The sequence below is a fragment of the Brevundimonas sp. C43 genome (assembly GCF_030732185.1).
Taxonomy (GTDB): Bacteria; Pseudomonadota; Alphaproteobacteria; order Caulobacterales; family Caulobacteraceae; genus Brevundimonas; species Brevundimonas diminuta_C.
The window spans coordinates 700157-725993 of the sequence record NZ_CP132231.1; the positions used below are offsets into that span (position 1 = coordinate 700157).

At 65.2% G+C, this 25837-nt stretch carries 25 protein-coding genes; 12 read left to right on the plus strand and 13 right to left on the minus strand.

The window, feature by feature from the left end; all coding sequences use genetic code 11:
- Positions 1 to 146: 146 nt before the first annotated feature.
- From Q9R14_RS03460 to Q9R14_RS03470, 3 genes are read left to right on the plus strand one after another with little or no spacing between them, the layout of a single operon-like run.
- Positions 147 to 539, plus strand: coding sequence for an NADH:ubiquinone oxidoreductase subunit NDUFA12 (locus Q9R14_RS03460; RefSeq protein ID WP_039247905.1), 393 nt, complete (start codon positions 147 to 149; stop codon positions 537 to 539).
- Positions 536 to 1189 carry a DUF2155 domain-containing protein gene (locus tag Q9R14_RS03465; RefSeq protein ID WP_306003509.1) on the plus strand — a complete coding sequence of 218 codons (654 nt, stop codon included), beginning with the start codon at positions 536 to 538 and terminating at the stop codon, positions 1187 to 1189. Before Q9R14_RS03460 ends, Q9R14_RS03465 begins: the two co-directional genes overlap by 4 nt.
- 26 nt (positions 1190 to 1215) lie before the next feature.
- Complete coding sequence (locus tag Q9R14_RS03470) at positions 1216 to 1554, plus strand: EF-hand domain-containing protein (RefSeq protein ID WP_306003510.1); 339 nt, start codon at positions 1216 to 1218, stop codon at positions 1552 to 1554.
- Here the strand turns inward: Q9R14_RS03470 and lepB are convergent.
- The 5 genes from lepB to aroQ form a co-directional block, all read right to left on the minus strand.
- The gene (lepB, locus tag Q9R14_RS03475; protein ID WP_306003511.1) at positions 1551 to 2315 is read right to left on the minus strand and encodes a signal peptidase I; all 765 of its coding nucleotides are present in this window, start codon (positions 2313 to 2315) and stop codon (positions 1551 to 1553) included. The two genes, Q9R14_RS03470 and lepB, sit on opposite strands and share 4 nt — an antisense overlap.
- A 78-nt stretch (positions 2316 to 2393) precedes the next feature.
- A complete protein-coding gene (gene aat / locus Q9R14_RS03480; RefSeq protein ID WP_371929754.1) occupies positions 2394 to 3101 on the minus strand; it encodes a leucyl/phenylalanyl-tRNA--protein transferase in 708 nt (235 codons plus the stop codon).
- Positions 3071 to 4423 (minus strand): acetyl-CoA carboxylase biotin carboxylase subunit, encoded by a 1353-nt coding sequence (gene accC, locus Q9R14_RS03485; protein ID WP_306003512.1) that lies wholly within the window; start codon positions 4421 to 4423, stop codon positions 3071 to 3073. The genes aat and accC overlap by 31 nt, the downstream gene beginning before the upstream one ends.
- Positions 4424 to 4432: 9 nt before the next feature.
- A complete protein-coding gene (gene accB / locus Q9R14_RS03490) occupies positions 4433 to 4924 on the minus strand; it encodes an acetyl-CoA carboxylase biotin carboxyl carrier protein (protein ID WP_306003513.1) in 492 nt (163 codons plus the stop codon).
- Between the two features lie 47 nt (positions 4925 to 4971).
- A complete protein-coding gene (gene aroQ, locus Q9R14_RS03495; protein ID WP_112861799.1) occupies positions 4972 to 5418 on the minus strand; it encodes a type II 3-dehydroquinate dehydratase in 447 nt (148 codons plus the stop codon).
- Positions 5419 to 5754: 336 nt separating this feature from the next.
- Between aroQ and thiS the strand changes: the two genes are divergently transcribed.
- Positions 5755 to 5955, plus strand: coding sequence for a sulfur carrier protein ThiS (gene thiS / locus Q9R14_RS03500; RefSeq protein ID WP_295172788.1), 201 nt, complete (start codon positions 5755 to 5757; stop codon positions 5953 to 5955).
- Between the two features lie 61 nt (positions 5956 to 6016).
- Positions 6017 to 6799, plus strand: a complete 783-nt coding sequence (locus Q9R14_RS03505; protein WP_039247919.1) for a HisA/HisF-related TIM barrel protein — start codon at positions 6017 to 6019, stop codon at positions 6797 to 6799.
- Positions 6800 to 6927: 128 nt separating this feature from the next.
- Here Q9R14_RS03505 and udk read toward each other — a convergent pair whose 3' ends face one another.
- A complete protein-coding gene (gene udk / locus Q9R14_RS03510) occupies positions 6928 to 7575 on the minus strand; it encodes a uridine kinase (protein WP_039247924.1) in 648 nt (215 codons plus the stop codon).
- A gap of 170 nt (positions 7576 to 7745) precedes the next feature.
- Here udk and Q9R14_RS03515 point away from each other — a divergent pair, with 170 nt between their 5' ends.
- Together Q9R14_RS03515 and Q9R14_RS03520 are read left to right on the plus strand one after the other, a co-directional pair.
- Positions 7746 to 9374 (plus strand): long-chain-fatty-acid--CoA ligase, encoded by a 1629-nt coding sequence (locus Q9R14_RS03515; RefSeq protein ID WP_306003514.1) that lies wholly within the window; start codon positions 7746 to 7748, stop codon positions 9372 to 9374.
- A gap of 18 nt (positions 9375 to 9392) precedes the next feature.
- Positions 9393 to 10061: a DUF1499 domain-containing protein gene (locus Q9R14_RS03520; RefSeq protein WP_306003515.1), complete on the plus strand. Its 669-nt coding sequence runs from the start codon at positions 9393 to 9395 to the stop codon at positions 10059 to 10061.
- Here Q9R14_RS03520 and Q9R14_RS03525 read toward each other — a convergent pair.
- Positions 10058 to 10960 (minus strand): MBL fold metallo-hydrolase, encoded by a 903-nt coding sequence (locus Q9R14_RS03525; RefSeq protein WP_306004113.1) that lies wholly within the window; start codon positions 10958 to 10960, stop codon positions 10058 to 10060. The two genes, Q9R14_RS03520 and Q9R14_RS03525, sit on opposite strands and share 4 nt — an antisense overlap.
- A gap of 65 nt (positions 10961 to 11025) precedes the next feature.
- Here Q9R14_RS03525 and Q9R14_RS03530 point away from each other — a divergent pair, with 65 nt between their 5' ends.
- The 3 genes from Q9R14_RS03530 to Q9R14_RS03540 all read left to right on the plus strand — a co-directional run bounded on the left by Q9R14_RS03530 (position 11026) and on the right by Q9R14_RS03540 (position 15355).
- Positions 11026 to 11172 carry a hypothetical protein gene (locus Q9R14_RS03530; RefSeq protein ID WP_165116191.1) on the plus strand — a complete coding sequence of 49 codons (147 nt, stop codon included), beginning with the start codon at positions 11026 to 11028 and terminating at the stop codon, positions 11170 to 11172.
- A 307-nt stretch (positions 11173 to 11479) separates the two neighbouring features.
- Positions 11480 to 14656 carry a TonB-dependent receptor gene (locus Q9R14_RS03535; RefSeq protein ID WP_306003516.1) on the plus strand — a complete coding sequence of 1059 codons (3177 nt, stop codon included), beginning with the start codon at positions 11480 to 11482 and terminating at the stop codon, positions 14654 to 14656.
- Positions 14657 to 14800: 144 nt separating this feature from the next.
- Positions 14801 to 15355, plus strand: a complete 555-nt coding sequence (locus Q9R14_RS03540) for a hypothetical protein (RefSeq protein ID WP_306003517.1) — start codon at positions 14801 to 14803, stop codon at positions 15353 to 15355.
- Between the two features lie 45 nt (positions 15356 to 15400).
- Here the strand turns inward: Q9R14_RS03540 and metH are convergent, their stop codons facing one another.
- From metH to Q9R14_RS03560, 4 genes are read right to left on the minus strand one after another with little or no spacing between them, the layout of a single operon-like run.
- Positions 15401 to 18067 (minus strand): methionine synthase, encoded by a 2667-nt coding sequence (metH, locus tag Q9R14_RS03545; protein WP_306003518.1) that lies wholly within the window; start codon positions 18065 to 18067, stop codon positions 15401 to 15403.
- The gene (locus Q9R14_RS03550) at positions 18068 to 19162 is read right to left on the minus strand and encodes a homocysteine S-methyltransferase family protein (RefSeq protein WP_306003519.1); all 1095 of its coding nucleotides are present in this window, start codon (positions 19160 to 19162) and stop codon (positions 18068 to 18070) included.
- Complete coding sequence (gene metF / locus Q9R14_RS03555) at positions 19159 to 20115, minus strand: methylenetetrahydrofolate reductase [NAD(P)H] (RefSeq protein ID WP_306003520.1); 957 nt, start codon at positions 20113 to 20115, stop codon at positions 19159 to 19161. The genes Q9R14_RS03550 and metF overlap by 4 nt, the downstream gene beginning before the upstream one ends.
- Complete coding sequence (locus Q9R14_RS03560; protein WP_161639379.1) at positions 20115 to 21074, minus strand: metalloregulator ArsR/SmtB family transcription factor; 960 nt, start codon at positions 21072 to 21074, stop codon at positions 20115 to 20117. The genes metF and Q9R14_RS03560 overlap by 1 nt, the downstream gene beginning before the upstream one ends.
- 119 nt (positions 21075 to 21193) lie before the next feature.
- Here Q9R14_RS03560 and Q9R14_RS03565 point away from each other — a divergent pair, with 119 nt between their 5' ends.
- Complete coding sequence (locus Q9R14_RS03565) at positions 21194 to 21583, plus strand: EF-hand domain-containing protein (RefSeq protein ID WP_306003521.1); 390 nt, start codon at positions 21194 to 21196, stop codon at positions 21581 to 21583.
- Between the two features lie 2 nt (positions 21584 to 21585).
- Here the strand turns inward: Q9R14_RS03565 and Q9R14_RS03570 are convergent, their stop codons facing one another.
- Entirely contained in the window at positions 21586 to 22512 is a 927-nt protein-coding gene (locus Q9R14_RS03570; RefSeq protein ID WP_306003522.1) for a 2-hydroxyacid dehydrogenase, read from the minus strand.
- 29 nt (positions 22513 to 22541) lie between these two features.
- Positions 22542 to 24209, minus strand: coding sequence for an energy-dependent translational throttle protein EttA (gene ettA / locus Q9R14_RS03575; protein WP_306003523.1), 1668 nt, complete (start codon positions 24207 to 24209; stop codon positions 22542 to 22544).
- 220 nt (positions 24210 to 24429) lie between these two features.
- Here ettA and Q9R14_RS03580 point away from each other — a divergent pair, with 220 nt between their 5' ends.
- On the plus strand, positions 24430 to 25833 hold the full coding sequence (locus tag Q9R14_RS03580) for a Do family serine endopeptidase (protein ID WP_306003524.1): 1404 nt from the start codon (positions 24430 to 24432) through the stop codon (positions 25831 to 25833).
- The last annotated feature ends 4 nt before the right edge of the window (positions 25834 to 25837 follow it).

The window sequence follows — 25837 nt, forward strand, 5'->3', positions numbered from 1 at the left end:
ATCTGGTGTCGCAGGGCGGGTTTGCCCACAAGATATCGATTCATGACGAGGCGCTTGAACGCTGGACGAAGAGGGCGCGGGTTTCTATGATCCGCACCAGACGCCGCCTCCCTTTCCGGCGACCCCTTACGGTTGGATTCCACGACGTGTTGAGCAAGATTTTCGGCTGGTGGGAGGGCGCCACGATCGGCACCCGGTTCACCATCGCCAAGCGCGGTCGCTTCGTCGGCCAGGACGAGAACGGCAATCGCTACTACGAGAGCCGCGATAACGTCAGCTACGACGGCCGCAAGCGTCGCTGGGTCATCTATGACGGCTATGCCGAGGCGTCCAAGGTGACGCCCGACTGGCACGGCTGGCTGCACTACACCTTCGACCAGCCGCCGACCGAGCAGCCACTGCCGCGTCGCGCCTGGGAGAAGGAGCATCTGCCCAATCTGACCGGCACGCCCCTGGCCTGGCGTCCGCCCGGCTCGCTGGCCGGCGACGCCAAGCGCCCGGCCGCGACTGGCGACTATCAGGCCTGGACGCCCGAGTGAAAATCCGCCGCATCCTGGTGGGCGCGGCGTCCGTCGCGGCCGTGCTGAGCGCGGGCGCGGTGACCGCCAGCGTGCTTCAGGACGCGCCGCGCGATGCACGTCCAGTCCAGGATCCGATCGGCGACATTCTGCGCACCACCCCGGCCCAGCCCTCGGTCCCGACCGAGACGCCGCCTGCGGGCGCACCGGCTCCGCGTTCTCCGGTCGCCGTGGCCCCGCCGCCCAACGTCGTCATCGCCGAGGACGCCGCCGTCGAGGAAAAGGCCGAGGCGGAGGTCGCGGCCGAGAAGCCCGTCGCGACCAAGGCCATCGACCAGCCCGCCACGCCTGCGCGCCGCCAACGTCGCAAGTTCGCGATCATCCAGGCCATCGACAAGGTCACCGCCGAGACGATGAAGTTCGAGGTCGAGGTCGGCGGTCGCCCCGTGCGCTTCAACCAGAATCTGATCTTCGCGGCCCGCGCGTGCGAGGTGACGACGCCCGACGAACTGACCGAAGACGCCATCGCCTATATGGACGTCTCGCTTCAGGCGCGCGGCCGGCAGGAAGGCCGCCAGATCTTCCGCGGCTGGATGTTCGCCTCGTCGCCCGCCGTCAGCGGCATCCAGAACCCCTACTACGACGCCTGGGTCGTCGGCTGTAAGAACTGAGCTCTGACGCCGCGAGGAGGCGCGCCATGGATCGCAACAAGCCGCCCAAGAAGACCGAAACGGTCGAAATTCGACTGCCCCACGCGACCAAGACCGCCTTCATGGCCCGGTGCCGTGACGAGGGCCGGACAGCCAGCGACGCCATTCGCCGCTTCATAGACGCCGAGTTGAACGCGACGTCATCCGCGCGTCCTCAACCCCGCCTGAGCTGGCGACCCCTGCTGGCCGCCGCTGTCGCGGGCCTGGCGCTGGGCGCCGTCGCCGCGCCCTCCCTGGCCCAGTCGTCGCCCACCCGCGCCGAGTTCGACCGGCTGGACCGCAATCACGACGGCGTCGTCAGCTTCGACGAATACCGCGCACGCTAGCGGATGCGGACCATGAACCGGTCCCACTGAAGGTTCAGCCAAGTCCAGGGCTTGAACAGGCCGGCGCCCGGCTTCCATGAGGCCAGCACCACCTCGGCCCGGCCGATGATGTTTTCGGCCGGCAGCAGGCCGACGCCGATCTCGGGCGGCCAGCGGCTGTCCAGCGAGTTGTCGCGATTGTCGCCCATCATCAGATAGCAGCCCACCGGCACGCGGCGCACAGGCGTGTCGTCGCCCGGCAGGTCCGGCCCACCGTCGTAGGTGACGTAGGATCGTCCATCGGCCAGGGTCTCGCGCACCTGCTGGACCCGTCGCTGCGGCGCATCGTGATCGGCGACGACATCCAGCCGGGTCTGGCGGACCGGATCGCCATTGACGAAGACGACGCCGCCCCGCACCTGAACCGTATCGCCCGGCAGGCCGACGACCCGCTTGATCCAGGCCTCGCTGGGGTCGCGCGGCAGGCGGAACACCACCACGTCGCCGCGTCTCGGTTCGCGCCCGAACAGCCGTCCCGGCGACATCGCCGGATTGAACGGCAGAGACGCCGTGCTCCAGCCATAGGGATATTTCGACACGACGATATAATCGCCGGTCACCAGCCCCGGCTCCATCGACGACGAGGGGATGGTGAAGGGTTGGAACAGCACGATGCGGATCGCGAGCGCCAGGATGATGGCGAAGATCAGCGTCAGGGCGATCTCGCGCACCTCGCGAAGAAGGGACGGACGGGGCGGGGCTTTGGGCGGGGTCTGGGTCATGCCACCATTGACCGTCAGGCCGGGCGAAGACGCCAATCCAAACCTGTCGGGACAGGTCTCAAATCGTGTCCGGACAGACTAGGCGCTGGCCAAGGAGACGGCTTCTGCGCCGGTCAGGGGCGCGCGCAACGCCTCTTGGTCCGGCCTGACCGACAGCGCGGGCTGAAGCCGTTGCAGATAGACCGCCTGAGGCGTTTCGACCGCACCGAACTGGCTGAGATGGTCGGTCAGGAACTGGGCGTCCAACAGGGTCCAGCCGCCCTTTCGCAGGCGCGCCACCAGATGCACCAGAGCGACCTTGGAGGCGTCCCGCTCGCGGCTGAACATGCTCTCGCCGAAGAAGGCCCCGCCCAGCGACACGCCGTAAAGCCCGCCGACGAGTCGCTCATCGCGCCAGCATTCGATGGAATGAACGAAGCCCATGGCGAACAGGGCGGCGTACAGCCGCCGGATCGGGCCGTTGATCCAGGTGTCTTCGCGATCGGGCCCTTGCGCCGCCGCACAGCCGTCCAGCACCGCTTCGAAGGCGGTGTCGACCCGCACCTCGAACGGTTCGCCCCGCACGGTGCGACGCAGGCGGCTGGGGATGTGGAAGGCGTCCAGCGGGATGACGCCGCGCTGTTCCGGCTCGATGATGAAGACGCGCGGATCGTCACGCGCCTCGGCCATCGGAAACACGCCCCGGGCGTAGCAGGCCAGCAGGTCCTCGGGGCCGAAACCGCCGAAAGGCCCGCTGGCGCTGAAATCGGGGTCGGTCAGGCGTGGCCCTTCTGACGGGCCGCCCATTTCTCCAGCCAGTGGATGTCATAATCGCCAGACAGGATGTCCGGCTCGGCCAGCAGCTTCTGGAACAGGGGGATGGTCGTGTCGACGCCGCCGATGACGACCTCGTTCAGCGAACGCTTCAGGCGCGCAATGGCCTCTTCGCGGTCGCGGCCGTGGACAATCAGCTTGCCGATCAGGCTGTCGTAATAGGGCGGGATCGAATAGCCGGCGTAGATCGCGCTATCCAGCCGCACGCCCAGGCCACCCGGCGCGTGGAAGTCGGTGATCTTGCCCGGCGACGGGGTGAAGGTCTCCGGGTTCTCGGCGTTGATCCGCACCTCGATGGCATGGCCCTCAAAGTGGATGTCGTCCTGGGTGAAGGACAGCGGCAGACCGGCGGCGATACGCACCTGTTCACGCACCAGGTCGACGCCGGTGATCATTTCGGTGACCGGGTGTTCAACCTGCAGGCGGGTGTTCATCTCGATGAAGAAGAACTCGCCGTCCTCCCACAGGAACTCGATGGTGCCGACGCCCAGATAGCCGATGGCGGCGATGGCCTTGTTGACCGTCTCGCCGATCTTCTTGCGACCCTCGGCCGACAGGGCGGGCGAGGGTGCCTCTTCCAGCACCTTCTGGTGACGGCGTTGCAACGAGCAGTCGCGTTCGCCCAGATGCACGACATTCCCGTGGCTGTCGGCGATGACCTGGATCTCGATGTGGCGCGGCTTCTGGAGGTAGCGCTCCATATAGACGGCGCCGTTGCCGAAGGCGGCCAGAGCTTCCGACTGGGCGGTCTGGACCGCCTCGACCAGATCGTCAGGCGTCAGGGCGACCTTCATGCCGCGTCCGCCGCCGCCCGCCGCCGCCTTGACGATCAGGGGGAAGCCGATGGACTTGGACGCCTCGATCGCGGCCTCGACAGTCTCGACCTCGCCATCCGAGCCGGGAACGACGGGGATGCCGGCGTCCTTGACCGTCTGTTTGGCGCTGATCTTGTCGCCCATGACCCGGATATGTTCGGGCTTGGGACCGATGAAGCTCATGCCGTGGGCCTCGACGATCTCGGCGAAGCGGGCGTTTTCGGACAGGAAGCCGTAGCCGGGGTGGATGGCCTGGGCGCCGGTGATTTCCGCCGCCGCGATGATCGAGGGGATGTTCAGATACGACTTGGCGGCCGAGGCCGGGCCGATGCAGACGCTCTCGTCGGCCAGCCGCACCCACATGGCACCGCGGTCGGCTTCGGAATGCACGGCGACGGTGGAGATGCCCATCTCCTTGCACGCTCGGTGGATGCGCAGCGCGATCTCGCCGCGGTTGGCGATCAGAACCTTGGTGAACATCGCGGCGCCTTAGGCTTCCAGCAGGACGAGGGGTTCGCCGAACTCGACCGGCTGGGCGTCGCCGACCAGGATTTCGGCCACCACGCCGTCGCGCGGCGCCTGGATCGGGTTCATCGTCTTCATGGCTTCGACGATCAGCAGGGTCTGGCCCTTCTTGACCTTGTCGCCGGGCTGGACGAAGGCCGGGGCCTCCGGCGAGGCCTGCAGATAGGCTGTGCCGACCATCGGCGACTTCACCTCTTCGCCCGCGCGGGCGACGATCGTGGCGGGATCCGACGGCATGGCGGCCGGCGCAGCAGCGGCGGCGGGCGCAGCGGCGACCGGAGCGGGGGCGGCGGCGTACTGGACCGGGGCGGCGTTGACGGTGACTTCGCGCGCCACGCGGATGCGCAGTTCGCCGCGCTCGACCTCGACTTCCGTCAGATCGGTCTCGTTCAGGATTTCGGCCAGCTGGCGAACCAGGTCGGCGTCGATTTCGGCGTGTTTCTTGTCATCGGCCATTGGAGTTGCGCCTTGTCTTTCGTGGTCTTTGATAAACGGGACGGGGCTCAGCCGCGTTCCCGAACCTGGGTGAGGGCCGCCTGGACGGCCAGTTCATAGCCCGCCGCGCCAAAGCCGGCGATGACGCCGGTCGCCGCGGAGGACACATAGGAGTGATGGCGAAACGCCTCGCGCGCCGCCGGATTGGACAGGTGCAACTCGATCACCGGGATCGACAGCGTCTTCAACGCATCGTGCAGCGCCACCGACGTATGCCCGTAGGCCGCCGGATTGAGGATAAGGGCGTGAGCGCCTTCGCGCGCCTCCTGGATCCAGTCGACCAGCACGCCTTCGTGGTTGGTCTGGCGAAACACGATTTGCGCCTCGCCGGCCGCCCTGACGCATCGCTGCTCGATGTCCGCCAGGGTGTCGCGGCCATAGATATCCGGCTCGCGAACCCCGAGCAGGTTCAGATTGGGGCCGTTCAGCACATGAATGACGGGCGTTTCGGCCATGGTTCCAGAATCGATCCGGCGCAGCGCGGCGCAAGAGGGGCCTTTTAGCGGACGCAGGGCGTGGGTCAAACGCTCGCGGCGTCGAACCTTACCCGACGTTACGTACGATGGCGTGGATTTCGCAGCGCCGGCCGCCATCGTCCCTGGTCGGGACAGCCTGAGGGAGCGCCGAGGATGCGCCAGGACGGCAAACTGATCCTGAGAACCGTGGTGGCGACCTTCGCGGCCCTGGCCGTCGCGATCGGCGCCTTCCTGTTCGAGGCGGGCTGAGCGCACAGTCTGGCGAAGCGGCCTGTCACCGTCTATCTGACGCGCGGAGGCCCAGGGAGAACGCGCGTGCACCAGATCCATCTCAACGGCGAGCCGCGCCAGGTCCAGGCCGCCAACATCCTGGCCCTGGTCGAGGAACTGTCGCTGGACCCGCGCAAGGTCGCCGTCGAACGCAACCTCGAGATCGTGCCCAAGTCCCTGCACGCCGCCACGCCCGTCGCCGCAGGCGACCGCATCGAACTGGTCCAGTTCGTCGGCGGCGGTTGATTAGATCAAATCGGGCTACGACGGGTTCCCCCGCGCGCCGGAGAGGCCTAGGTCAGCATCCATGACCGATACAGCCAACGAAACCTGGTCCGTCGCCGGCCGCACCTTCAACTCGCGCCTGATCGTGGGCACCGGCAAATACGCCGACTACGCCCAGAACGCCGCCGCCGCCGAGGCGGCCGGAGCCGAGATCGTCACCGTGGCGGTGCGGCGTGTGAACCTGTCCGACCCGACCCAGCCGATGCTGGTCGATTATGTGAAGCCGGATCGCTTCACCTTCCTGCCCAACACCGCCGGCTGTTTCACCGGCGAGGATGCGGTGCGCACCCTGCGGCTGGCGCGCGAGGCGGGAGGGTGGAGCCTGGTCAAGCTGGAGGTGCTGTCCAACACCGCCCACCTCTATCCCGACATGATCGAGACGCTGCGGGCGCTGGATCTGCTGATCAAGGACGGCTTCGACGTCATGGTCTATTGCACCGACGACGTGGTGATGGCCAAGCGGCTGGAAGACGCCGGCGCCGCCGCCATCATGCCCGCCGCCGCCCCGATCGGCTCAGGGCTCGGCATCCAGAACGAGGTCAATGTTCGCCTCATCGTCGAGCAGGCCAAGGTGCCGGTGCTGGTCGATGCGGGCGTCGGCACGGCTTCGGACGCGACCCGCGCGATGGAGCTGGGCTGCGACGCCGTCCTGATGAACACCGCCATCGCCGGGGCCAAGGACCCGATCCGCATGGCCCGCGCCATGAAGCACGCCGTCATCGCCGGCCGCGACGCCTATCTGGCCGGGCGGATGGCCAAGCGGATGTATGCCGACCCGTCGTCGCCGCTTGCGGGACTGATCTAAGCGGTCCTCACTCCACACAGGAGAAGTGGGCTGGCGTGATGACGGTTGAGGGGGCTGCTAGGGCACAGTTTCATCCTTACGATCACGCGGCGTACAGATAGGCCAGACCGCATCAGAGACCTGTGGTCCTAATCGTCCAGCAGCGCTTGCAGCAGCGGATGGGCCAGCACCGGCGCGGCCAGGCGCACGACGGCCTGGGGATCTTCCAGACGCACCGCCGCCGTCGCATCGGCGACAATGAAGTCGGCGTGGGTGCGCGACGGTTCGGTCAAACGCTCGTGGCCCGGCCGCACGGTGGCCAGATACTGCGCCACGACCGAATCCGCCGACCGGCCCCGCTCGGCCTGGTCGCGCAGCAGGCGGCGGATGAAGCGGATGTCGGCGGGGGTGTCCACGAAGACCCGGATGTCGAACAGGGCGGTCAGGTCGGGGGTGCACAGAACGTGCGTGCCCTCGACGATCACCACCTCGGCCGCCGGGATCGGCTCGCCGCCCGGCTCGCGGCCGTGGTGGATGAAGGAATAGACTGGCGCCGTCACCGCGCGCCCGGCCTTCAATGCTTTCAAATCCGCGATCATCAGGTCGTGATCGCGCGCCGTCACATCGTCGAAGTCGAAGGTCGCGGCGTCGAAGCCGGGCAGGGAGGCCGCGTCCTTGTAATAGCTGTCCTCGCGCACCAGCACTGCCGACCCTTCGGGCAGGGCCGAGACCAGCGCCTCCGCCAGGGTGCTCTTGCCGGAGCCGGAGCCCCCCGTAATCGCGATCAATATGGTCATGGGCGGCCTTCTAGAGCGGTCGCGACGCCAGCGCCACGGGGGACGATCCGCCGCGCCGTGGCTGACGCCCCAGTTGACGTTGGGTCACGTTGCTTATCGCCGATCACCGATGTTAGCGTCGGCTCAAGCGTCGCATCAAAGCAGACGCATCCAAGGGACAAGGATACGACATGCTGGGCTTGATGCAGGACTGGCCGCTGACGGTCGACAAGATTATCGACCACGCCAAAAACTGGCATGGCGAGCGCGAAGTGGTGACGCGCTCGGTCGAGGGGCCCATCGTTCGCACGACCTACGCCCAGATCCACGACCGGGCCAAACGCGTGTCCAGCGCACTGAAGGACTGGGGGATTCAGCCGGGCGACCGCGTCGCCACCCTGGCCTGGAACACCGCCAACCACATCGAGGCCTGGTACGGCATCATGGGCATCGGCGGAGTGTGCCACACCCTGAACCCGCGTCTGTTCCCCGAACAGCTCGTCTACATCATCAATCACGCCGAAGACCGGATCATCTTCGTCGACCTGACCTTCGTGCCGCTGCTGGAAGCGATCCTGCCGCATATCCCCAAGGTCGAGCGCGTCGTCGTCATGACCGACGCCGCCCACATGCCGCAGACGAAGCTGCCCAAGGCCGTCGCCTATGAGGACGCGATCGCCGGTCAGTCGACCGATGTCGTCTGGGGCGACTTCGACGAACAGACGGCCTGCGGCCTCTGCTACACCTCTGGCACCACGGGCAATCCGAAGGGCGTGCTGTATTCGCACCGCTCCAACTTCCTGCACACCTTCATGGGCCTTCAGGCCACGGTGATGGGCGCCACGCCCAAGGAGGTGATCCTGCCGGTCGTGCCGATGTTCCACGCCAACGCCTGGGGCATCGCCTTCGCCGGTCCCGCCGCCGGCACCAAGCTGGTGATGCCGGGCGCCAAGATGGACGGTCAGTCGATCTATGAGCTGATTGAACAGGAGGGCGTAACCTTCTCGGCCGCCGTGCCGACTGTCTGGCAGGGCCTGTTCGCCCACATGAAACAGAACGGTCTGGGCTTCTCGACCCTGAAACGCGTGCTGATCGGCGGCTCGGCCTGCCCCGAAAGCCTGATCCGCGGCTTCCAGGACGATTTCGGCGTTGAGGTCACCCACGCCTGGGGCATGACCGAGACCTCGCCCATCGGCACCATCGCCAACCTGCCGCCCGAAATCCTGAAGCTCTCGTACGACGAGCAGATGAAGTACCGCCTGAAGCAGGGCGTGCCGCCGCTGGGCGTCGAGCTGAAGCTGAAGGACGAGGCGGGCGCCGAACTGCCTCACGACGGCGCCACCTTCGGTCGTCTGATGGTCAAGGGGCCGACGATCAGCCGCGCCTACTTCAAGGAAGACGGCTCGATCCTAGACGACGAAGGCTTCTTCGACACCGGCGATGTGGCCACGGTCGACGACCTGGGCTTCATGCAGATCACCGATCGCGCCAAGGACGTGATCAAGTCTGGCGGCGAGTGGATCAGCTCCATCGAGATCGAGAACATCGCCGTGGGTCACCCCAAGGTCGAGATCGCCGCCGTCATCGGCGCGGCCCACCCCAAATGGGACGAACGGCCCGTGCTGATCCTGAAGCTCAAGCCCGACGAGACGCTGGACAAGCAGGAGCATCTGGACTTCCTGACCGGAAAGATCGCCAAATGGTGGATGCCCGACGACGTGGTCGCCGTGGACGACATCCCGCTGGGCGCGACCGGCAAGATCGACAAGAAGCTTCTTCGTGACCGGATGAAGGACTATCGTCTGCCGACCGCTGCCTAAGTGAGAACCGGAGCCTGAATGCCGACCAGAAAGCCCGTACCCGCCATTCTGCCCTGGCTGACGGCGCTCGCGGCGGCGCCCTTCGTGCTGGTCGTGGCGGCCGTTACGGCGACGCGGTTCGGCGGGCTCGATCTGGCGATCGGCTACGACTTGTTGACCTGGACCGTGGCGCGCTTCTTGGCCTGGGTCGGCCTGGCGGCGGCTCTGACGGCGGCGGTGCTGGCGCTGCGCGACCTGAAGGGAAGGGGGCCTTATGCGCTGGCGGCGTTGGTCCTGGCGGGCGGGACCGTCGCCGGCTTCGTGCTGCGTCAAGGCCAGGATGCGACGTCCCATCCGCGTGACGTCAGCACCAATCTGGACGAGCCGCCCGGCCTGCCGCGCGCCGCCGGCGTGCGCAGCGGTTCGCCGCAGACCTGTGACGGCGTGGACGCCGTCCCGACCCAGGTCCTGGCCCAGCAGGCGACCTCGGCGCTGGTCGATGCTGGCTTCGTCGTCACCCGCGCCACAACCTTCCAGGTCGAGGCCGTGCACGCCGGCGCCTGGTTCGGCTTCGCCACCGACGCCGTCGTTCGCATCCGCCCCGGCCGCACCGACATCCGCGTCGCGGCACGCGGCAGCCGTCCCGACGGCGGCGCCACCTGCCGCCTCGCCGCGAAGATCGCCCGAAACCTGGCAGCAGAACGCTAGGCCAGACGGAACCGCGCCGACAAGTCGGGCGCGCCATCACTGATCGCCGCGCCGTCCTCGACCAGCTTGATCAGATGCGCCAGCACCGATAGCGAAGCGGCCGGCCATAGCTGCTGATCGACGGCGGCATACAGAACCGGGACCATTTCCGTGATCGTGCGATCTCCCGCCGCCAGCCGCTGGAGCACTTGCGCCTCCCGCTCCAGCCGATGCGCGCGATAGGCCTCAAGAAACGGCCGCACTTGCGTCACCGGCGCCCCGTGCGTCGGCCACAACACGTCGAAGTCGCGTGCGATAACCGCGTCCAGACTGGCCATATACTGGCGCATGCTCCCATCCGGCGGCGCCACGACCGTCGTCGACCATCCCATCACATGGTCGCCGCAGAACAGGGCGTTCTCCTCGCGCAAGGCGAAGGCCATGTGATTTGACGCATGGCCGGGCGTAAACATCGCCTCGATCGTCCAGCCGTCGCCTTCGATCACCTCGCCGCCCGTCAGCAGCACATCGGGCGCGAAGTCGGCATCCTCATCCTCGTCCAGCGCACCCGACGCATGCGTTTCGCGCACCGGAGGCCGAGCCGCCGAAATCCGCGCTCCGGTCGCCTCGGCAAAGGGCTGGGCCAGAGGTGCATGATCCCGATGCGTGTGGGTCACCAGCACATGGCTGACCCGCCGCCCCTCGACCGCCGCCATCAGCGCCGCCAGATGCGTTTCGTCCAGCGGCCCCGGATCGATCACCGCGACCTCGGCCCCCTGGTCCGGTCGGCCGACGATATAGGTCCCAGTCCCGGTGAAGGTGAACGGCCCCGGATTGTCGGCGATCACCCGCTGGATCAATGGCGACACCTGATCGCGCCGCCCGTAGGCGAAGTCGAACGCCCTTACGAACGGGATCATCATCACGGCCGCGTTTGGCGCAGAGCTTGCGTTAACGTCTCGGTAATCATGCTTGGAGCGCCCCAATGGCTCGTTCGATCGCCAACGCTGTATCAAATCGGCTCCCGTTCGTCGCGGCGGCGATCCTGTGTCTCGCCGCAGTGCAACTGATCGCCGCCTCCTGCACGCCGGAACCGGCGCCCTATGCGGCGCGGGTGATGATCCAACGATAGGCCACAATTAGCGCTCGAGATGTGGTGTCTCTCCGGCTAAAACTGGCGCGTCGCTGGCATGAATGTTTCTAAGCCTCAGTTATCTAATGGGTAATTGGATTGGTTTGGATTTTCCGCCTCGAAGCACGCTCTAAATCGTGTGTGGCCATATTGCGACAGCTACGCGACGAAGAGGTTAAGTGCGGCCCTTAATGCTGGCACGTCAATGGGGCGAGCGTATTGTCGAATCCAATCCACGCACAATGGGAGCGCGGAGCTTTATGCATCTGGCACGTCTGTCAGATTGGCATTCAGGAGGGACTAAGTTTTGAAAATCCAAACCATTCGTGAGCGCTTGTTGGCTGGCACGATGATCGGTGGGGTCGCTTTGGCTGCGGTAGTGGCCTTGCCTGTCGCCGGTGTCTTGCTGTCGCCGACCGCAGCTCACGCCCAAGATTATACCAGCGGCGTGCTGTCCGGGACCGTTTCTGATGCCTCCGGAGCTTCCGTTGCCGGCGCGACGGTCACCGCGACTTCCGCACAGGGCACTGTGCGTACGGCCACGACCGGTTCTGACGGCACCTTCCGCATGCCGGCGCTGCCTGTCGGCGCATACTCGATCTCGATCTCGCAATCAGGCTATACCACGCTGACGCAGCGCGCGGCGGTGAATCCCGGAAGCTCGTCATACGCATTCACTCTATTGGCCGAAGGCTCCAGCGACGCTGCGGATCTGGGTGATATCGTTGTGACCGCGCGGCGAGTGCAGGATTTCAACGCCACAGATACGGGCCTGACTGTCAACGTGCAGGATTTCGCTGAACGAGTCCCGACCGGTCGCAGCATCAATGCGGTGACATTGTTCACGCCGGGCACAAGCTCTCCTGATGCAACGATCAACGCGAGCTCGCGTCGTAACCAGAGCCTCGTCTCCGTCTCGGGGACGTCGGCCGCCGAAAGTGTTTATTATATCAACGGTCTCAACGTCACCGACCAACGTACCTTCCTGGGCTACGGTGAAGTGCCGTTTGACTTCATTCAAACGATCGAAGTTAAAACCGGTGGTTACCAAGCAGAGTTTGGTCGCGGCACTGGCGGCGTCGTCAATATCGTCACACGTTCCGGCACCAATGAATTCACTGGCGGCTTGAGCGTTTTCCACACTCCGAATGACCTCCGGGCATCGCGCGGCACATCCTATCAGCAGGGCGGCAACAACTCAGCCGGTCTGGAAGTCTACAATCAATACGCCTATTCCCAGTCCACCGATTACACGGCGTATCTCGGTGGTCCGATCATCAAAGACCACCTCTTCTTCTTCGGCACCTACAACATCCGCGATGTTGAAAGCGAAGGTGCGCTGTCTCGTTCGTTTGCCTATAACTCGGCAAATGGTGCCATCACGCCCGGCGCCACGTACAGCCAAGGGATTTCATCATACAATGACCCGCGTTGGGGTTTGAAACTCGACTTCGTGATCAATCCCAATCACCGGATCGAGGCGACGCTTCTAAACGATGAGACGACGACGGAAAGCCAAACCCGTACCTACAGTGCGACGACTTCGGCGGGCCTCACTTCGATAACCGATCCGCTCTATTCGGATGCGGGCGGACTGACCCAAATCTATAAGTATACCGGTGTCTTCACTGACTGGTTCACGTTGTCCGCGCTTTATGGCAAGCTAGAAAGCAGCTATCTGGATTACGGTACGCCTGTCGGTCTTCCTGGCGTGTACGACTATGCCCGTCCCGGTGGTGCTGGCTATGTGGGCGTTGGTCGACAAGCCGGGCCGTATAATCTTGCTGGCGAGGATATCCGCGAGACTTATCGCATTGATGGCGATTTCTATTTCAATCTGTTCGGTGAGCATCACGTCCGTGTTGGTTACGATCGTGAAGATCTGACCAGTTCGGCAACAAGTGCTTATTCCGGTGGCGCGCTCTATAACGTTCTGACTGCTGCTCAGTGCGCCGGGATTGCCCCTGCAGGTCAGGGTTGCTTGAACATCACCACCTTTGCGAACAACGGCACATTTACTGGGGAACAGTCGGCTTTCTACATTCAAGATTCGTGGGATCTGACGAGCAACTTCAGTCTGCAGCTAGGTGTACGTAACGACCGTTACACCTACAATAACGTCGATGGCGAAGCATATATCGATATTAAAGATCAATGGGCGCCGCGGATTGGATTCAACTGGGATCCATTCGATAGCGGCAACGATCGTGTGTACGGTTCGGTCGGCGACTACTATCTCCCGATTGCTACGAATACGTCGATCCGCGCATCGTCTGGCGAGGTGTACACCGACGCTTATTATGCTGGTCCCACCAGAGATGGCACGGGGAACGTCGTTCTCGATGCCAATGGGTACCCGACGTACGGGGCGCTTTACCAACTCGACTATCTGAGCCCTCCTGGCGCGCCGGATCCGCGTTCGGTAACCGAAGCCGACTTGAAACCCATGTATGAACGTGAGTTTGTGCTCGGTTATGAGCATAACTTCACTGATGGAATGTTCGCTGACTGGTCAGTCGGTGTCCGCGGCATCTATCGCAATCTGGAGAGTGCGATTGAGGATACGGCCATCGGCGATGCAGTTGTTCGGTATTGCGTGCGCAATAACATTGCTTGCGGTCAATCGGGCCCTGGTGACGCCGGCTTCGCTTCGTTGTTCCCCTACGTTCTGTTTAATCCAGGTGATGCGGCCACTGTTTACATTGACCTGCAGGGTGACACACGGACCGATGCAGCCGGTAATCCCAATCCGGCCTACAATCCTCAGACGATTGAGCTGACCAAAGAGGACCTTGGCTTTGACGAGGTCGAGCGGACCTACAAGGCGCTTGAGTTCACGTTCCGACGTGAGTTTGATGGCAAGTGGGGTCTCGCTGGATCGTACACGCTCGCTAAGTCCGAGGGTAACTACGAAGGCGCTGTGAAGTCTGACATTGGTCAAACCGACACGTCTTTGACGCAAGACTACGACCACGTCGCCAACCAGCTCGGTTCTTATGGGTATCTCCCGAACCACCATGCTCACACGTTCAAGGTGTACGGCAATTGGTCGCCGGTCGAGCGCTTCAATGTCGGTGCTAACTTCACGGCTCAGTCGGGTCGTAAGTACGGGTGCATTGGACGGGTGCCGCTGGCTGTAGATCCTCTGGCGCCGCAGACGGGTGGTCCGTCGGGTTGGTATTGCCCATTCGGCCCGAACAACAGCTCGATTCAGACGCCGCGTGGCTCTCAGGGTGAAACGCCCTGGACCTACCAGATGGACCTCAACCTGACCTACACCGTTGCCGAGACCAACTATGGCAAGCTGACGGCTTCGGTTGATGTGTTTAACGTGTTTGACAACGACGAGCCCACCCGCGTCGTCGAGCAAGGTTTGATCCGGACCTCCGGCAACGTGCTTACCGCTCGCTCGCCGTACTACGGGCTGCCGAGAAGCTACCAAGCGCCTCGCTCGCTCCGGTTCGGTCTGCGTTACCAGTTCTAAAAAAAACTAGCTGCAGTTAAGACTGAGGCGGCGGGGCAACGCTCCGCCGCCTTTTTCGTTTAAGCGGCGCCGTAGAAAAACCATTCGGGCGGGCGAGCGTTACGGATCGTCGCCGGTTTGAGGCGCGCTCCTTCAAGGAAGATTATGCTGAAATTTGTCGTTCCCGGACTGTCGGTCCTGTCGCTGCTGGCCGCCGGCGCGGCGGTCGCTCAAACTCAGGATGGACCGATCGTGACGGGTACTCGCTCGGGCGAGACCGCCGATGCGTTGAAGACGCGCGAGGCCATCGCCTATGCACGGCCGTTGCCGCGGGGCGCGCCGAGCGCCGACTATCCGCTGGTGGCCTGGTGTGATGCCCTGGTGACGGGCCATGCCGATCTGGGCGAGACGCTGACGTCGCGCGCGCCGGAGGATGTCGAGTTGGTGCGTCTGGGCCGTCTTGAAGCCCAAGATTTCCGCAGCGCCCTGGCGGCGGCCGCGCCGCGCCAATCGGCGGCTTCGAAGGCCGAGGCCGAGCAGGCCGTCGCCGCCGTCAAGGCGCAGTGGGCGCCGCTGATGGCCAATCCCGACGCCGAGGCGCGCAGTCAGTCGTTCGGCCTGTTCTTCGGTCTGCCGGGCCGGTGCGAGCACGCCGCGCGCCGCCTGCGCGACAACATCACCACGCCGCCCGCCACGCTGGAGAGCGTCGGCATCAACTGATCGGTTCGGCGGTTATCCGATGACAGACGTCGGCTTGAGCCCGGCTCAAGCCGCCGTTTCGCGTTTGGCGGCGTAGGGATCGTAGTTGAGGATGGGGGCCAGCCAGCGCTCAGCCGTGGCGACGTCCCAGCCCTTGCGCCGGGCGTAGTCCTCGACCTGGTCCAGATCGATCTTGCCGACGCCGAAATAGTGGCTGCCCGGATGGCCGAAGTAGAGGCCGGACACCGAGGCCGGCGGCGTCATGGCGAAGCTTTCGGTCAGGGCCATGCCTGCGTGGTTTCCTGCGTCGAGCAGGCGGAAGAGGGTGGCCTTTTCCGTGTGATCGGGCTGGGCCGGATAGCCAGGGGCAGGGCGGATGCCTTGGTAGTGTTCGGCGATCAGAGCATCGATATCGGCCGTCTCATCGGCGGCATAGCCCCACAGGGTGGTGCGGACCTCCTTGTGCAGCCGTTCGGCGAAGGCCTCGGCCAGGCGGTCGGCCAGGGCGGTGGCGAGGATGGCGGAATAGTCGTCGCCCGCGTCCTTGAACCGTTTGGCGATCTCCAGCTCGCCGTGACCGGCGGTGACGGCGAAGGCGCCGATATAGTCGTCGCCCTCATCCGCGATGAAGTCGGACAGGGCCAGGTTCGGCTTGCCGTTCGACTTCTTGATCTGCTGGCGCAGGGTGTGGAAGCGGGCGATCTCCGTGTCGCGGCCTTCGTCGGCGAAGACGATGACATCGTCGCCGTCGGCGCGGGCGGGCCAGAAGCCGACGACGCCTTTGGCTGTGAACCACTTCTCGTCGATGATCCGCTTCAGCATGACTTGCGCGTCGGCGAACAGGTCGCGCGCGGCCTCGCCGACGATTTCGTCGTCGAGGATCAGCGGATAGCGGCCGATCAGCTCCCAACTGGCGAAGAAGGGAGTCCAGTCGATGTGGTCGGCCAGATCCTGCAGGTCCCAGCCCTCGAACGCCTTCACGCCGAGGAAGGCCGGCTTGCCGGGCATGGGCTGGGCGGGGTCCATGCGGAAGCGATTCTCGCGCGCCTGAGCCAGGGTGGCGCGGGCCTTCACTTCCTGGCCGCGGGCATATTGCTCGCGGATGCGGATGTATTCGTCGCGAGTGGCGGCTTCGTTCTTCGCGCGCTCGGTCTTGGACAGCAGGCCCGAAACGACGCTGACGGCGCGCGACGCATCGACGACATAGGTGGTCGAGCCCCGGCGATAGGCCGGCTCGATCTTGACCGCCGTATGGGTGCGGCTGGTGGTGGCGCCCCCGATCAGCAGAGGGATGTCGAAGCCGCGCCGCTCCATTTCGGCGCCGACGAAAACCATTTCGTCCAGCGACGGCGTGATCAGGCCCGACAGGCCGATGATGTCGACGTTGTGAGCTTTGGCCTCGTCCAGGATGCGGTCGGCCGGGACCATGACGCCGAGGTCGATGACCTCGTAGTTGTTACATTGCAGCACGACGCCGACGATATTCTTGCCGATGTCGTGGACGTCGCCCTTGACGGTGGCCATCAGGATGCGGCCCGCCTGCTCGCGAGGCTTGCCCGCCTTTTCGGCCTCCATGAAGGGCTCCAGCCAGGCGACGGCCTGTTTCATCACGCGGGCGGACTTCACCACCTGCGGCAGGAACATCTTGCCCGAGCCGAACAGGTCGCCGACCACGTTCATCCCGTCCATCAGCGGGCCTTCGATGACGTGCAGCGGGCGCTCTGACGCCAGGCGCGCCTCTTCGGTGTCGGCCTCGATGAACTCCGTGATGCCGTTGACCAGGGCGTGTTCGATCCGCTTGCCGACCGGCTGTTCGCGCCATTTCAGATCGACGACGCGGGCCTGACCCTTCTCGCCCTTGTAGCGGGGCGCCATGTCGACCAGCCGCTCGGTGTTCGAGACATTGGTCCGCTGCGGCCGGTTCAGGATCACATCCTCGACCGCCTCGCGCAGCTCGGCGTCGATGTCGTCATAGACCGGCAGGTCGCCGGCGTTGACGATGCCCATGTCCATGCCGGCGTTGATGGCGTGGTACAGGAAGACGCTGTGAATCGCGCGGCGCACCGGCTCGTTGCCGCGGAAGCTGAACGAGACGTTCGACACCCCGCCCGAGACGCGAGCGTAGGGAAGGGTGCGTTTGATCTCCCGCGTCGCCTCGATGAAGTCGACGGCATAGTTGTCATGCTCCTCAATCCCGGTCGCCACGGCGAAGATGTTGGGGTCGAAGATGATGTCCTCGGGCGGGAAGCCGACCTCGTTGACCAGAATGTCGTAAGCGCGGGTGCAGATCTCGATCTTGCGCGCGGCGGTGTCGGCCTGACCGACCTCGTCGAAGGCCATGACCACGACGGCGGCGCCGTAACGCAGGCATTTGATCGCATGGTCACGGAAGGCCTGTTCGCCCTCCTTCATGCTGATCGAGTTGACGATGGGCTTGCCCTGAACGCACTTCAGGCCCGCCTCGATCACCTCCCATTTGGAGCTGTCGATCATCACCGGCACACGGGCGATGTCGGGCTCGGCCGCGATCAGATTCAGGAAGGTCCGCATGGCGACGGCGCCGTCGAGCAGCCCCTCGTCCATATTGACGTCGATGATCTGGGCGCCGGCCTCGACCTGCTGGCGAGCGACATCCAGCGCGGCCGAATAGTCGCCCTCGACCACCAGCTTGCGGAATTTGGCCGAGCCGGTGACGTTGGTCCGTTCGCCGACGTTGATGAAGACAGGACGCACTTACGCTACCAATTCAAAAGGTTCGAGGCCACTCAGGCGCAGGGCCACGGGTCGTTCCGGGATGGCGCGGGGTTTCAGCGGCGCGACCTCTTCGGCGACGTGACGAATGTGATCCGGCGTCGTGCCGCAGCAGCCCCCGACGATATTGACCAGACCCGAGGCGGCCCATTCCTCGATGAAGTGGGCGGTCTCGTGCGGCTCCTCGTCGTATTGGCCCATGGCGTTGGGCAGGCCGGCGTTCGGGTAGGCGGCGACCAGGGTGTCGGCGACGCGGCTAAGCTCGGCGATGAAGGGTCGCATCAGGTCGGCGCCCAGGGCGCAGTTGAAGCCGACGGCAAACGGTTTGGCGTGGCGTACGCTGTTCCAGAAGGCCTCGGCCGTCTGGCCCGACAAGGTGCGGCCCGAGCGGTCGGTGATGGTGCCGCTGATCCAGATGGGCAGGGCGTCCATGCCTTCGTCTTCCAGGTCCTTGATCGCCTTGATCGCGGCCTTGCAGTTCAGCGTGTCGGTGATGGTCTCGATCAGATAGAGATCGACGCCGCCCTCGTTCAGCGCCTTCACCTGATGGCGATAGGCCTCATAGACCTGATCGAAGATGACGCTGCGGGCGCCGGGGTCGTTCACGTCGGACGACATCGACAGCATCTTGTTCAGCGGGCCGATGGAGCCGGCGGCGAACCGCGGCTTGTGCGGCTCCTTTTCGGTCCAGCGGTCGGCCGAGGCGCGGGCCAGTTTCGCGCCCTCCAGATTGATGTCCCATACCGCCTGGGCGTCCAGGGCATAGTCCTCCTGGGCGATGGTGGTGCCGGAGAAGGTGTTGGTTTCGCTGATGTCGGCGCCGGCGGCGAAATACTGGTCGTGCAGGTCGGCGATGACATCGGGCCGCGTGATGCAGAGGATGTCGTTGTTCCCCTTCATCTGGTGTTTCTCGTCATAGCCGTTGCCGGCGACGAAGCGGTCGGCGCGGAAGTCGGCCTCGTCCAGCCCGCGACGCTGGATCATGACGCCCCAACTGCCGTCGAGGACCAGGATGCGCTCCTTGGCCGCCTGATGCAGGGCGGCGATGCGTTCTGCCCGAGTTAGAGAAGCGGTCATTGGGCTGCCGCCGTCTCGCGCACGCCCAGAACGCGACAGATCGCATAAACCAGATCGGCGCGGTTCAGGGTGTAGAAGTGGAAGTCCGAGAAGCCCTCTTCCTGCAGACGAGCGCAGGTCTCGGCTGCGACGGAGGCGGCCAGCAGTTTGCGGGTCTCAGGATCGTCGTCCAGGCCGTCGAAATGCGCCTTCAGCCAGTCGGGAATGCTGGCGCCGCACGCGCCGCACATCCGCTGAAGGCCGGCGAAGTTGGACACCGGCATGACGCCGGGGATCAGGGGGATGGTGACGCCCGCCGCCCGCACCCGGTCGCGGAACCGCAGGAAGGCGTCGATGTCGAAGAAGAACTGGCTGACGGCGCGGCTTGCTCCGGCGTCGACCTTGGCCTTCAGCACCTCGATGTCGTGATCGATGGAGAGGCTTTCGGGATGGCGTTCGGGATAGGCGCCGACCGTGACGTCGAATCCTCCGATGCGGTTGATGGCGGCGGTCAGTTCGGTGGCGTTGGCGTAGCCGTCGGCGCGCGGCTGATAGACCCCGCCGATGCCGGCGCCGCCGGGCGGATCGCCGCGCAGAGCCACGATGTGATCGACGCCGATAGTCTTATAGCCTTCGATGACCTCATCGACCTCTTCGCGGCTGGCCTCGACGCAGGTCAGGTGGGCGGCGGGGCGGAGCGAAGTTTCCGTGATGATGCGCTGAACTGTGCGGTGGGTCCGCTCGCGGGTCGAACCGCCGGCGCCATAGGTGACGGAGACGAAGGCGGGGTTGAGAGGCTCCAGACGGCGGATCGCCTTCCACAGATTGGCCTCGGCCTCATCGGTCTTGGGCGGAAAGAATTCGAACGAGACACGCACGGCGTCGCGGTTCGATCCAGCGCGGGCGACGGGGCCAAGCGGCGATAGCAACAGGGCGCGGGCGTCGGCCAGGTTGAGGGAGGCGGAGGAGGCCATCAGGCGGTCTTTCTGTCCTGGACGCGGCGTTCCGCCGTCCAGATGGTCACGGTCAGGCCCTCGGCGTCGTGGGGCAGGGCGATGGGGGCCGATGGCGTCAGGCCGCCGTCGACCAGCCAGCCGTTGATCTCGCTGTCGGCGAAGCCGAGGCGGCGATGCTGATGCGCCTCACGCATATGTTCGAAGTCATGCGGGGCGAAGTCGATGATGACCAGGCGACCGCCCGGGCTGACAAGGCGGGCGGCCTCAGCGACGGCGGCGGACGGATCAGACAGGTAGTGCAGCACCTGATGTACGATCACCAGATCGGCGCTGGCGGCGGGCAGGCGTGTGGCGAAGATATCGCCGTGACGCAGTTCGACCTGCTCCACGCCCGCCTTGGTGACGTTGGTGCGGGCGATGTTCAGCATGTTCTGGCTGAGGTCCAGCCCGACCGACATCTTGGCCTTCTTGCCGAATAAGGTCAGCATCCGGCCAGAACCCGTGCCGAGATCGACGACGCGTTCGAAGGGGCCGGGCCCCACAGCCTTCTCCAGCGCCGCCTCGACAGCGCTTTCGCTGACATAGAGCGAACGCAAACGGTCCCACTGGGGCGCGACCTGTTCGAAATAGCTGGCGGCGGCTTCCTCGCGATCCTTGCGGACCTCGTCCAGACGCCGATGGTCGGCCTCGCCGGCATCTTCGGCCAGGATGTCCAGCACCGTGTCGATCAACCGGCGCGCCTGGGCGTCATGCGACAGGCGGTAATAGACGCGGGCGCCGTCGGGAAAGCGCTCGATGAGCCCGGCGTCGGTCATCAACTTCAGATGGCGCGACACCCGGGGTTGGCTCTGGTCCAGAATGCGCGACATTTCCATGACCGACAGCTCTTCGCCCGCCAGCAGCGACAAAAGGCGCAAACGGGTGGGTTCGCCGGCGGCGCGGAGGGCTTCGACAGTCTGATCGGCGGACAAACTCATATGCTCATATAAAGATATCCTTATATGATTTGGCAAGTGAAATCGGTTTCTTGGAAACGCATCCACGGGAATGGTTCGTGCGCGCGTTAAAGCCAGCAGACCCGTCTTGGAGTGATCTCATGCGTAGCCTGTTCATCGCCGCTCTTGCTGTCGCCGCCGCCAGTCCGGCGTTGGCCCAGAGCGACTTTCCCGAGGCACCGGCCGCTGAAATGTCAGGGCGGCTTATGGGCGGTCAGATGCGGCCGCCGGAGCGCGAAAGTCTGGCCCAGATGCAGGCGCGCATGACCCAGATGTTCAACCGTCTGGACGCCAATGAAGACGGCGTGGTCGATGCCAGCGAACTGGCCAATGCGCGCGGCGGTCGGATGCTGGCGCGCTTCGACGCCGATGCAGACGGACGCATCACTCGCGAGGAGTTCGATGTGGGTCTCGCCGCCGCCTTCAAGGCGATGGACAATAACGGCGACGGCGTGGTGACGGCGGATGAGCGGCCGCAGCGGCCCCGCTGAAGTCAGACGACGGGCGTCTTCAGCGGCTCGCCCGCGAAATGCGCCTGCAGATTTTCGATCAGCAGCATCAGCATGCCCTGCACCCCGGCGGTCGTGGCCCCGGCGGTGTGGGGCGTGAGAATGACATTGGGCACGTCGGCCCAGCGGGCCGGATCTGTCGGCTCTTCGACGAAGACATCCAGGGCCGCTTGACCCAGAGCACCTGATTTCAGTGCGGCGATCAGGGCGTCCTCGTCCACGACCTGACCGCGCGAGACGTTGACCAGCAGGCCGTCGGGGCCGAGAGCCTCGATGATGTCCCGTGAGATCAGGCTGCGATTGGTCTCATCCGCCTTGCAGGCGACGACCAGGATGTCGCTGGCCTTGGCGAGCGCCAGCAGGCTGTCGGCGCGCGGCCATTTGGCGTCATGGGGACGCGGCCCCCACCAACTGACCGCCATGCGGAAGGCCCCGGCGCGGTCGGCGACGGCCTTGCCGATGTGGCCCAAGCCGACGATGCCCAGCTTCTGTCCGGCGAGCGACGTCGTGATGGTGCGGGTCTCGAAGGTCCAGCCGCCAGCGCGAACCTGACGGTCGCCTGAGGCGATCTGACGGCGCGCGGCCAGGATCAGGCCCAGGGCGTGATCGGCGACATCCTCGTGATTGACGCCGGGAGCGTGGGTGACGGGCAGGCCGCGCTGGCGGCACCAGTCAATGTCGATCCCGTCATAGCCGGAGGTGAAACAGGCGATCAGGTCGAGATTGGGCAGGCGTTCGATCAGCGCCTTGTCCAGCGTCGCCTCGCCGGCGACGACCATGACGCGGATGTCGTGGGCGGCCTCGATCGGCGGACCTTCCCAGAAGCGATAGACGTCGTAGGCGCTCTCCAGAAATCCCGAGAGCGGGGCGAGATGCCGCTGCATGATGAGAACGGCGGGGCGTTGGGTCATGCAGCGGCTCCTCTTGTCGGATCAGGCGATCAGCGGCCGAACTTCTGGTGCTGGATGCGCTTGGGGATGATGCTGTCGGCGCCCAGGCGACGCATCTTGTCCTGTTCGTAGGCTTCGAAGTTGCCCTCGAACCATTCCACATGGCCGTCACCCTCGAAGGCGAGGATGTGGGTGGCCAGACGGTCAAGGAACCAGCGATCGTGGGAGATGACCACGGCGCAGCCCGCGAACTCTTCCAGGGCCTCTTCGAGGTTCTGCAAGGTCTCGATGTCCAGGTCGTTGGTCGGTTCGTCGAGCAGAATCAGATTGCCGCCCGAGGCCAGGGTCTTGGCCAGGTGCACGCGGTTACGCTCACCGCCGGACAGTTGGCCGACCTTCTTCTGCTGGTCGCCGCCCTTGAAGTTGAAGCTGCCGACATAGGCGCGGGTGTTGATCTCGCGCTTGCCGACCATCATCACGTCGGTGCCGCCCGAGATGGCCTGCCAGATGGTTTCATCCGGCTTCAGGTCGTCGCGCGACTGGTCGACATAGGCCAGCTTGACCGTCTCGCCGACGCGGATGGAGCCGCCGTCGGGCTGTTCCTGGCCGGTGATCAGCTTGAACATGGTCGACTTGCCGGCGCCGTTGGGGCCGATGACGCCGACGATGCCGTTGGGCGGCAGTTTGAAGGTCAGGTTGTCGAACAGCGTCTTGTCGCCATAGGTCTTTTGCAGACCCTCGACTTCCAGAACGACGTTGCCGAGGCGCGGGCCAGGCGGGATCTGGATGTGGGCGTGCGTCTGGGCGCCGCGCATCGATTCCTGTTCCTCGACCATCCGCTCGTAGGCGGCCAGACGGGCCTTGGACTTGGCCTGACGGGCCTTGGCGCCCGAACGGACCCATTCCAGTTCGCGGGTGAGGGCGCGCTGGCGGGCTTCGGATTCCGACTGTTCCTGCACGACGCGTTTGGTCTTGGCTTCCAGCCACGAGGAATAGTTGCCCTCGTGCGGGTGGCCCTTGCCGCGATCCAGCTCCAGCGTCCATTTGGTGACGAGGTCCAGGAAGTAGCGGTCGTGGGTCACGAGGATGACGCAGCCGGGGAAGTTTTCCAGGTGGTGCTGCAGCCAGGCGACGGACTCGGCGTCCAGGTGGTTGGTCGGTTCGTCGAGCAGCAGCATGTCGGGCTTGGACAGCAGCAGGCGGGCCAGGGCCACGCGGCGCTTTTCACCGCCGGACAGGTTGGTGACTTCCCAGTCGTCGGGGGGGCAGCGCAGGGCGCCCATGGCTTGGTCGATCCGGGCGTCTATGTCCCAGACGTCGCCAGCGTCGATCTTTTCTTGGAGGGAGGTCATCTCCTCCATCAGCTCGTCGGTGTAGTTCTCGCCCAGTTCGGCGGCGACTTCGTTGAAGCGGTTGACCCACTGCTTCTCTTCGCACCAGGCCTCGACGTTCTGCCGCACGTTCAGGGCCGGATCGAGCTGCGGCTCCTGCTCCAGATAGCCGCGCTTGATGCCGTCGGCGGCGCGGGCCTCGCCGTTGAACTCGTTGTCCAGGCCGGCCATGATCTTCAGCAGGGTGGACTTACCCGAGCCGTTGACGCCGACGACGCCGATCTTGGCGTCGTTGTAGAAGCTGAGCCAGATGTTCTCGAAGATCTTGCGGCCGCCGGGGAAGGTCTTGGTCAGACCCTGCATCTGGAAAATATATTGCTGCGCCATGAGGTGCGGTGCGCCCTTCGGGTTTCGTCGGATTGGGAGGTTTGGCCGGATGTAGCGATCCTGCGCGAGAAGGGCAAATATGGCGGGCAGGCGGCCGGACGGAACGGCTGTAAAGCTTGTCCGTTGATGACAGTCACACGCCTTGATCCGGCCCGAAACTGGGTGCGGAATGGCGTCATTCTACGCTTGCCAGTCTCGGATGCCCCAGTCTCGGATGCCCATGAAGACCCGATCGATCGTGCTCGCCGCCGCCTTCGCCCTGTCGGCGTGCGGCAATCCCTCGAATTCGAAGGCGCAGGAGGGCGAGTTCGCCCAACCGACGCGCACCGCCCCGGCCGATGCGGCGGGGATGAAGTCCAGCTTCGCGCCCGTGGTGCGATCCGCCGCGCCGGCCGTGGTCAATATCTCGGCGCGCAGCGTGCAACGGGTGCAGGCCGATCCCTTCTTCCAGTTCTTTGGCGGCGGCATCCCCCAGGCGCGGGTGGCGGAATCCGTGGGGTCCGGCGTCATCGTCCGTTCGGACGGGATCGTGGTGACCAACAACCACGTCATTGACGGCGCCCAGCAGATCAAGGTGGTGCTGAACGACCGGCGCGAGTTTCCGGCCACCGTCATCTTGGCCGACGAGCGCAGCGACATCGCGGTGCTGAGGCTGGAAAACGTCAGCGACCGCCTGCCGGTGCTGGCCATCGACGATCAGGAAGAGCAGCAGGTCGGCGATCTGGTCCTAGCCATCGGCAATCCGTTCGGCGTGGGTCAGACGGTGACGAACGGCATCATCTCGGCCCTGAACCGGACCGAGACCGGCATTTCCGACAGCGGCTCCTTCATCCAGACCGATGCGGCCATCAATCCCGGCAATTCGGGCGGGGCGCTGGTGGACATGGACGGCGACCTGATCGGCATCAACACCGCCATTTTCTCGCGCTCGGGCTCCTCGGCAGGGGTCGGGTTCGCCGTGCCGGCTGCCATGGTCAAGCGGGTCGTCGACAGCGCGCTGGGCGGCGCAACGGCTGTGGTGCGGCCCTGGCTGGGCGTGAAGGGCGACACTGTGACTGGCGACATCGCCGGCAGCCTGGGTCTGAGCCGGCCGCAGGGGCTGGTCGTCACTGACGTCTACGCCAACGGCCCGGCCGCGCGCGCCGGTATTCGTCAGGGCGATGTCATCACCGCCGTCGATGGTCAGGAGATCAACGACCAGAACGGGCTGAACTATCGCGTCGGCTCGCGCAATCCGAACGATCAGGTGCAGGTGTCCATCCTGCGCGACGGTCGGGCGCAGACGCTCACCGCGCGGGTTCAGACCCTGCCGGGCGACGCCGATCCCAAACAGGGGACGACGATCCAGTCCGGCCCCTTCGCCGGCGCCGAGGTCGTGGCGCTTAGCCCGGCTCTAGCGGACCGCCTGGGGGGCGATCCGTTCGCAACGGGCGTCATCGTGACCGGCGTGTCCGGGCGCGGCTATGCGGCGCGCGCCGGCTTCCGCCAGAACGACCTGATCGTCAGCATCAATGGCCGCGCCATCGGCTCGGCCCGCGATGTCGAGGCCGCCAGTTCCGGTCGCGGCCCATGGGAGGTCGTCGTCAATCGTGGCGGCCGTCAGATTCGCGGCGTGCTGAGATAGGTCG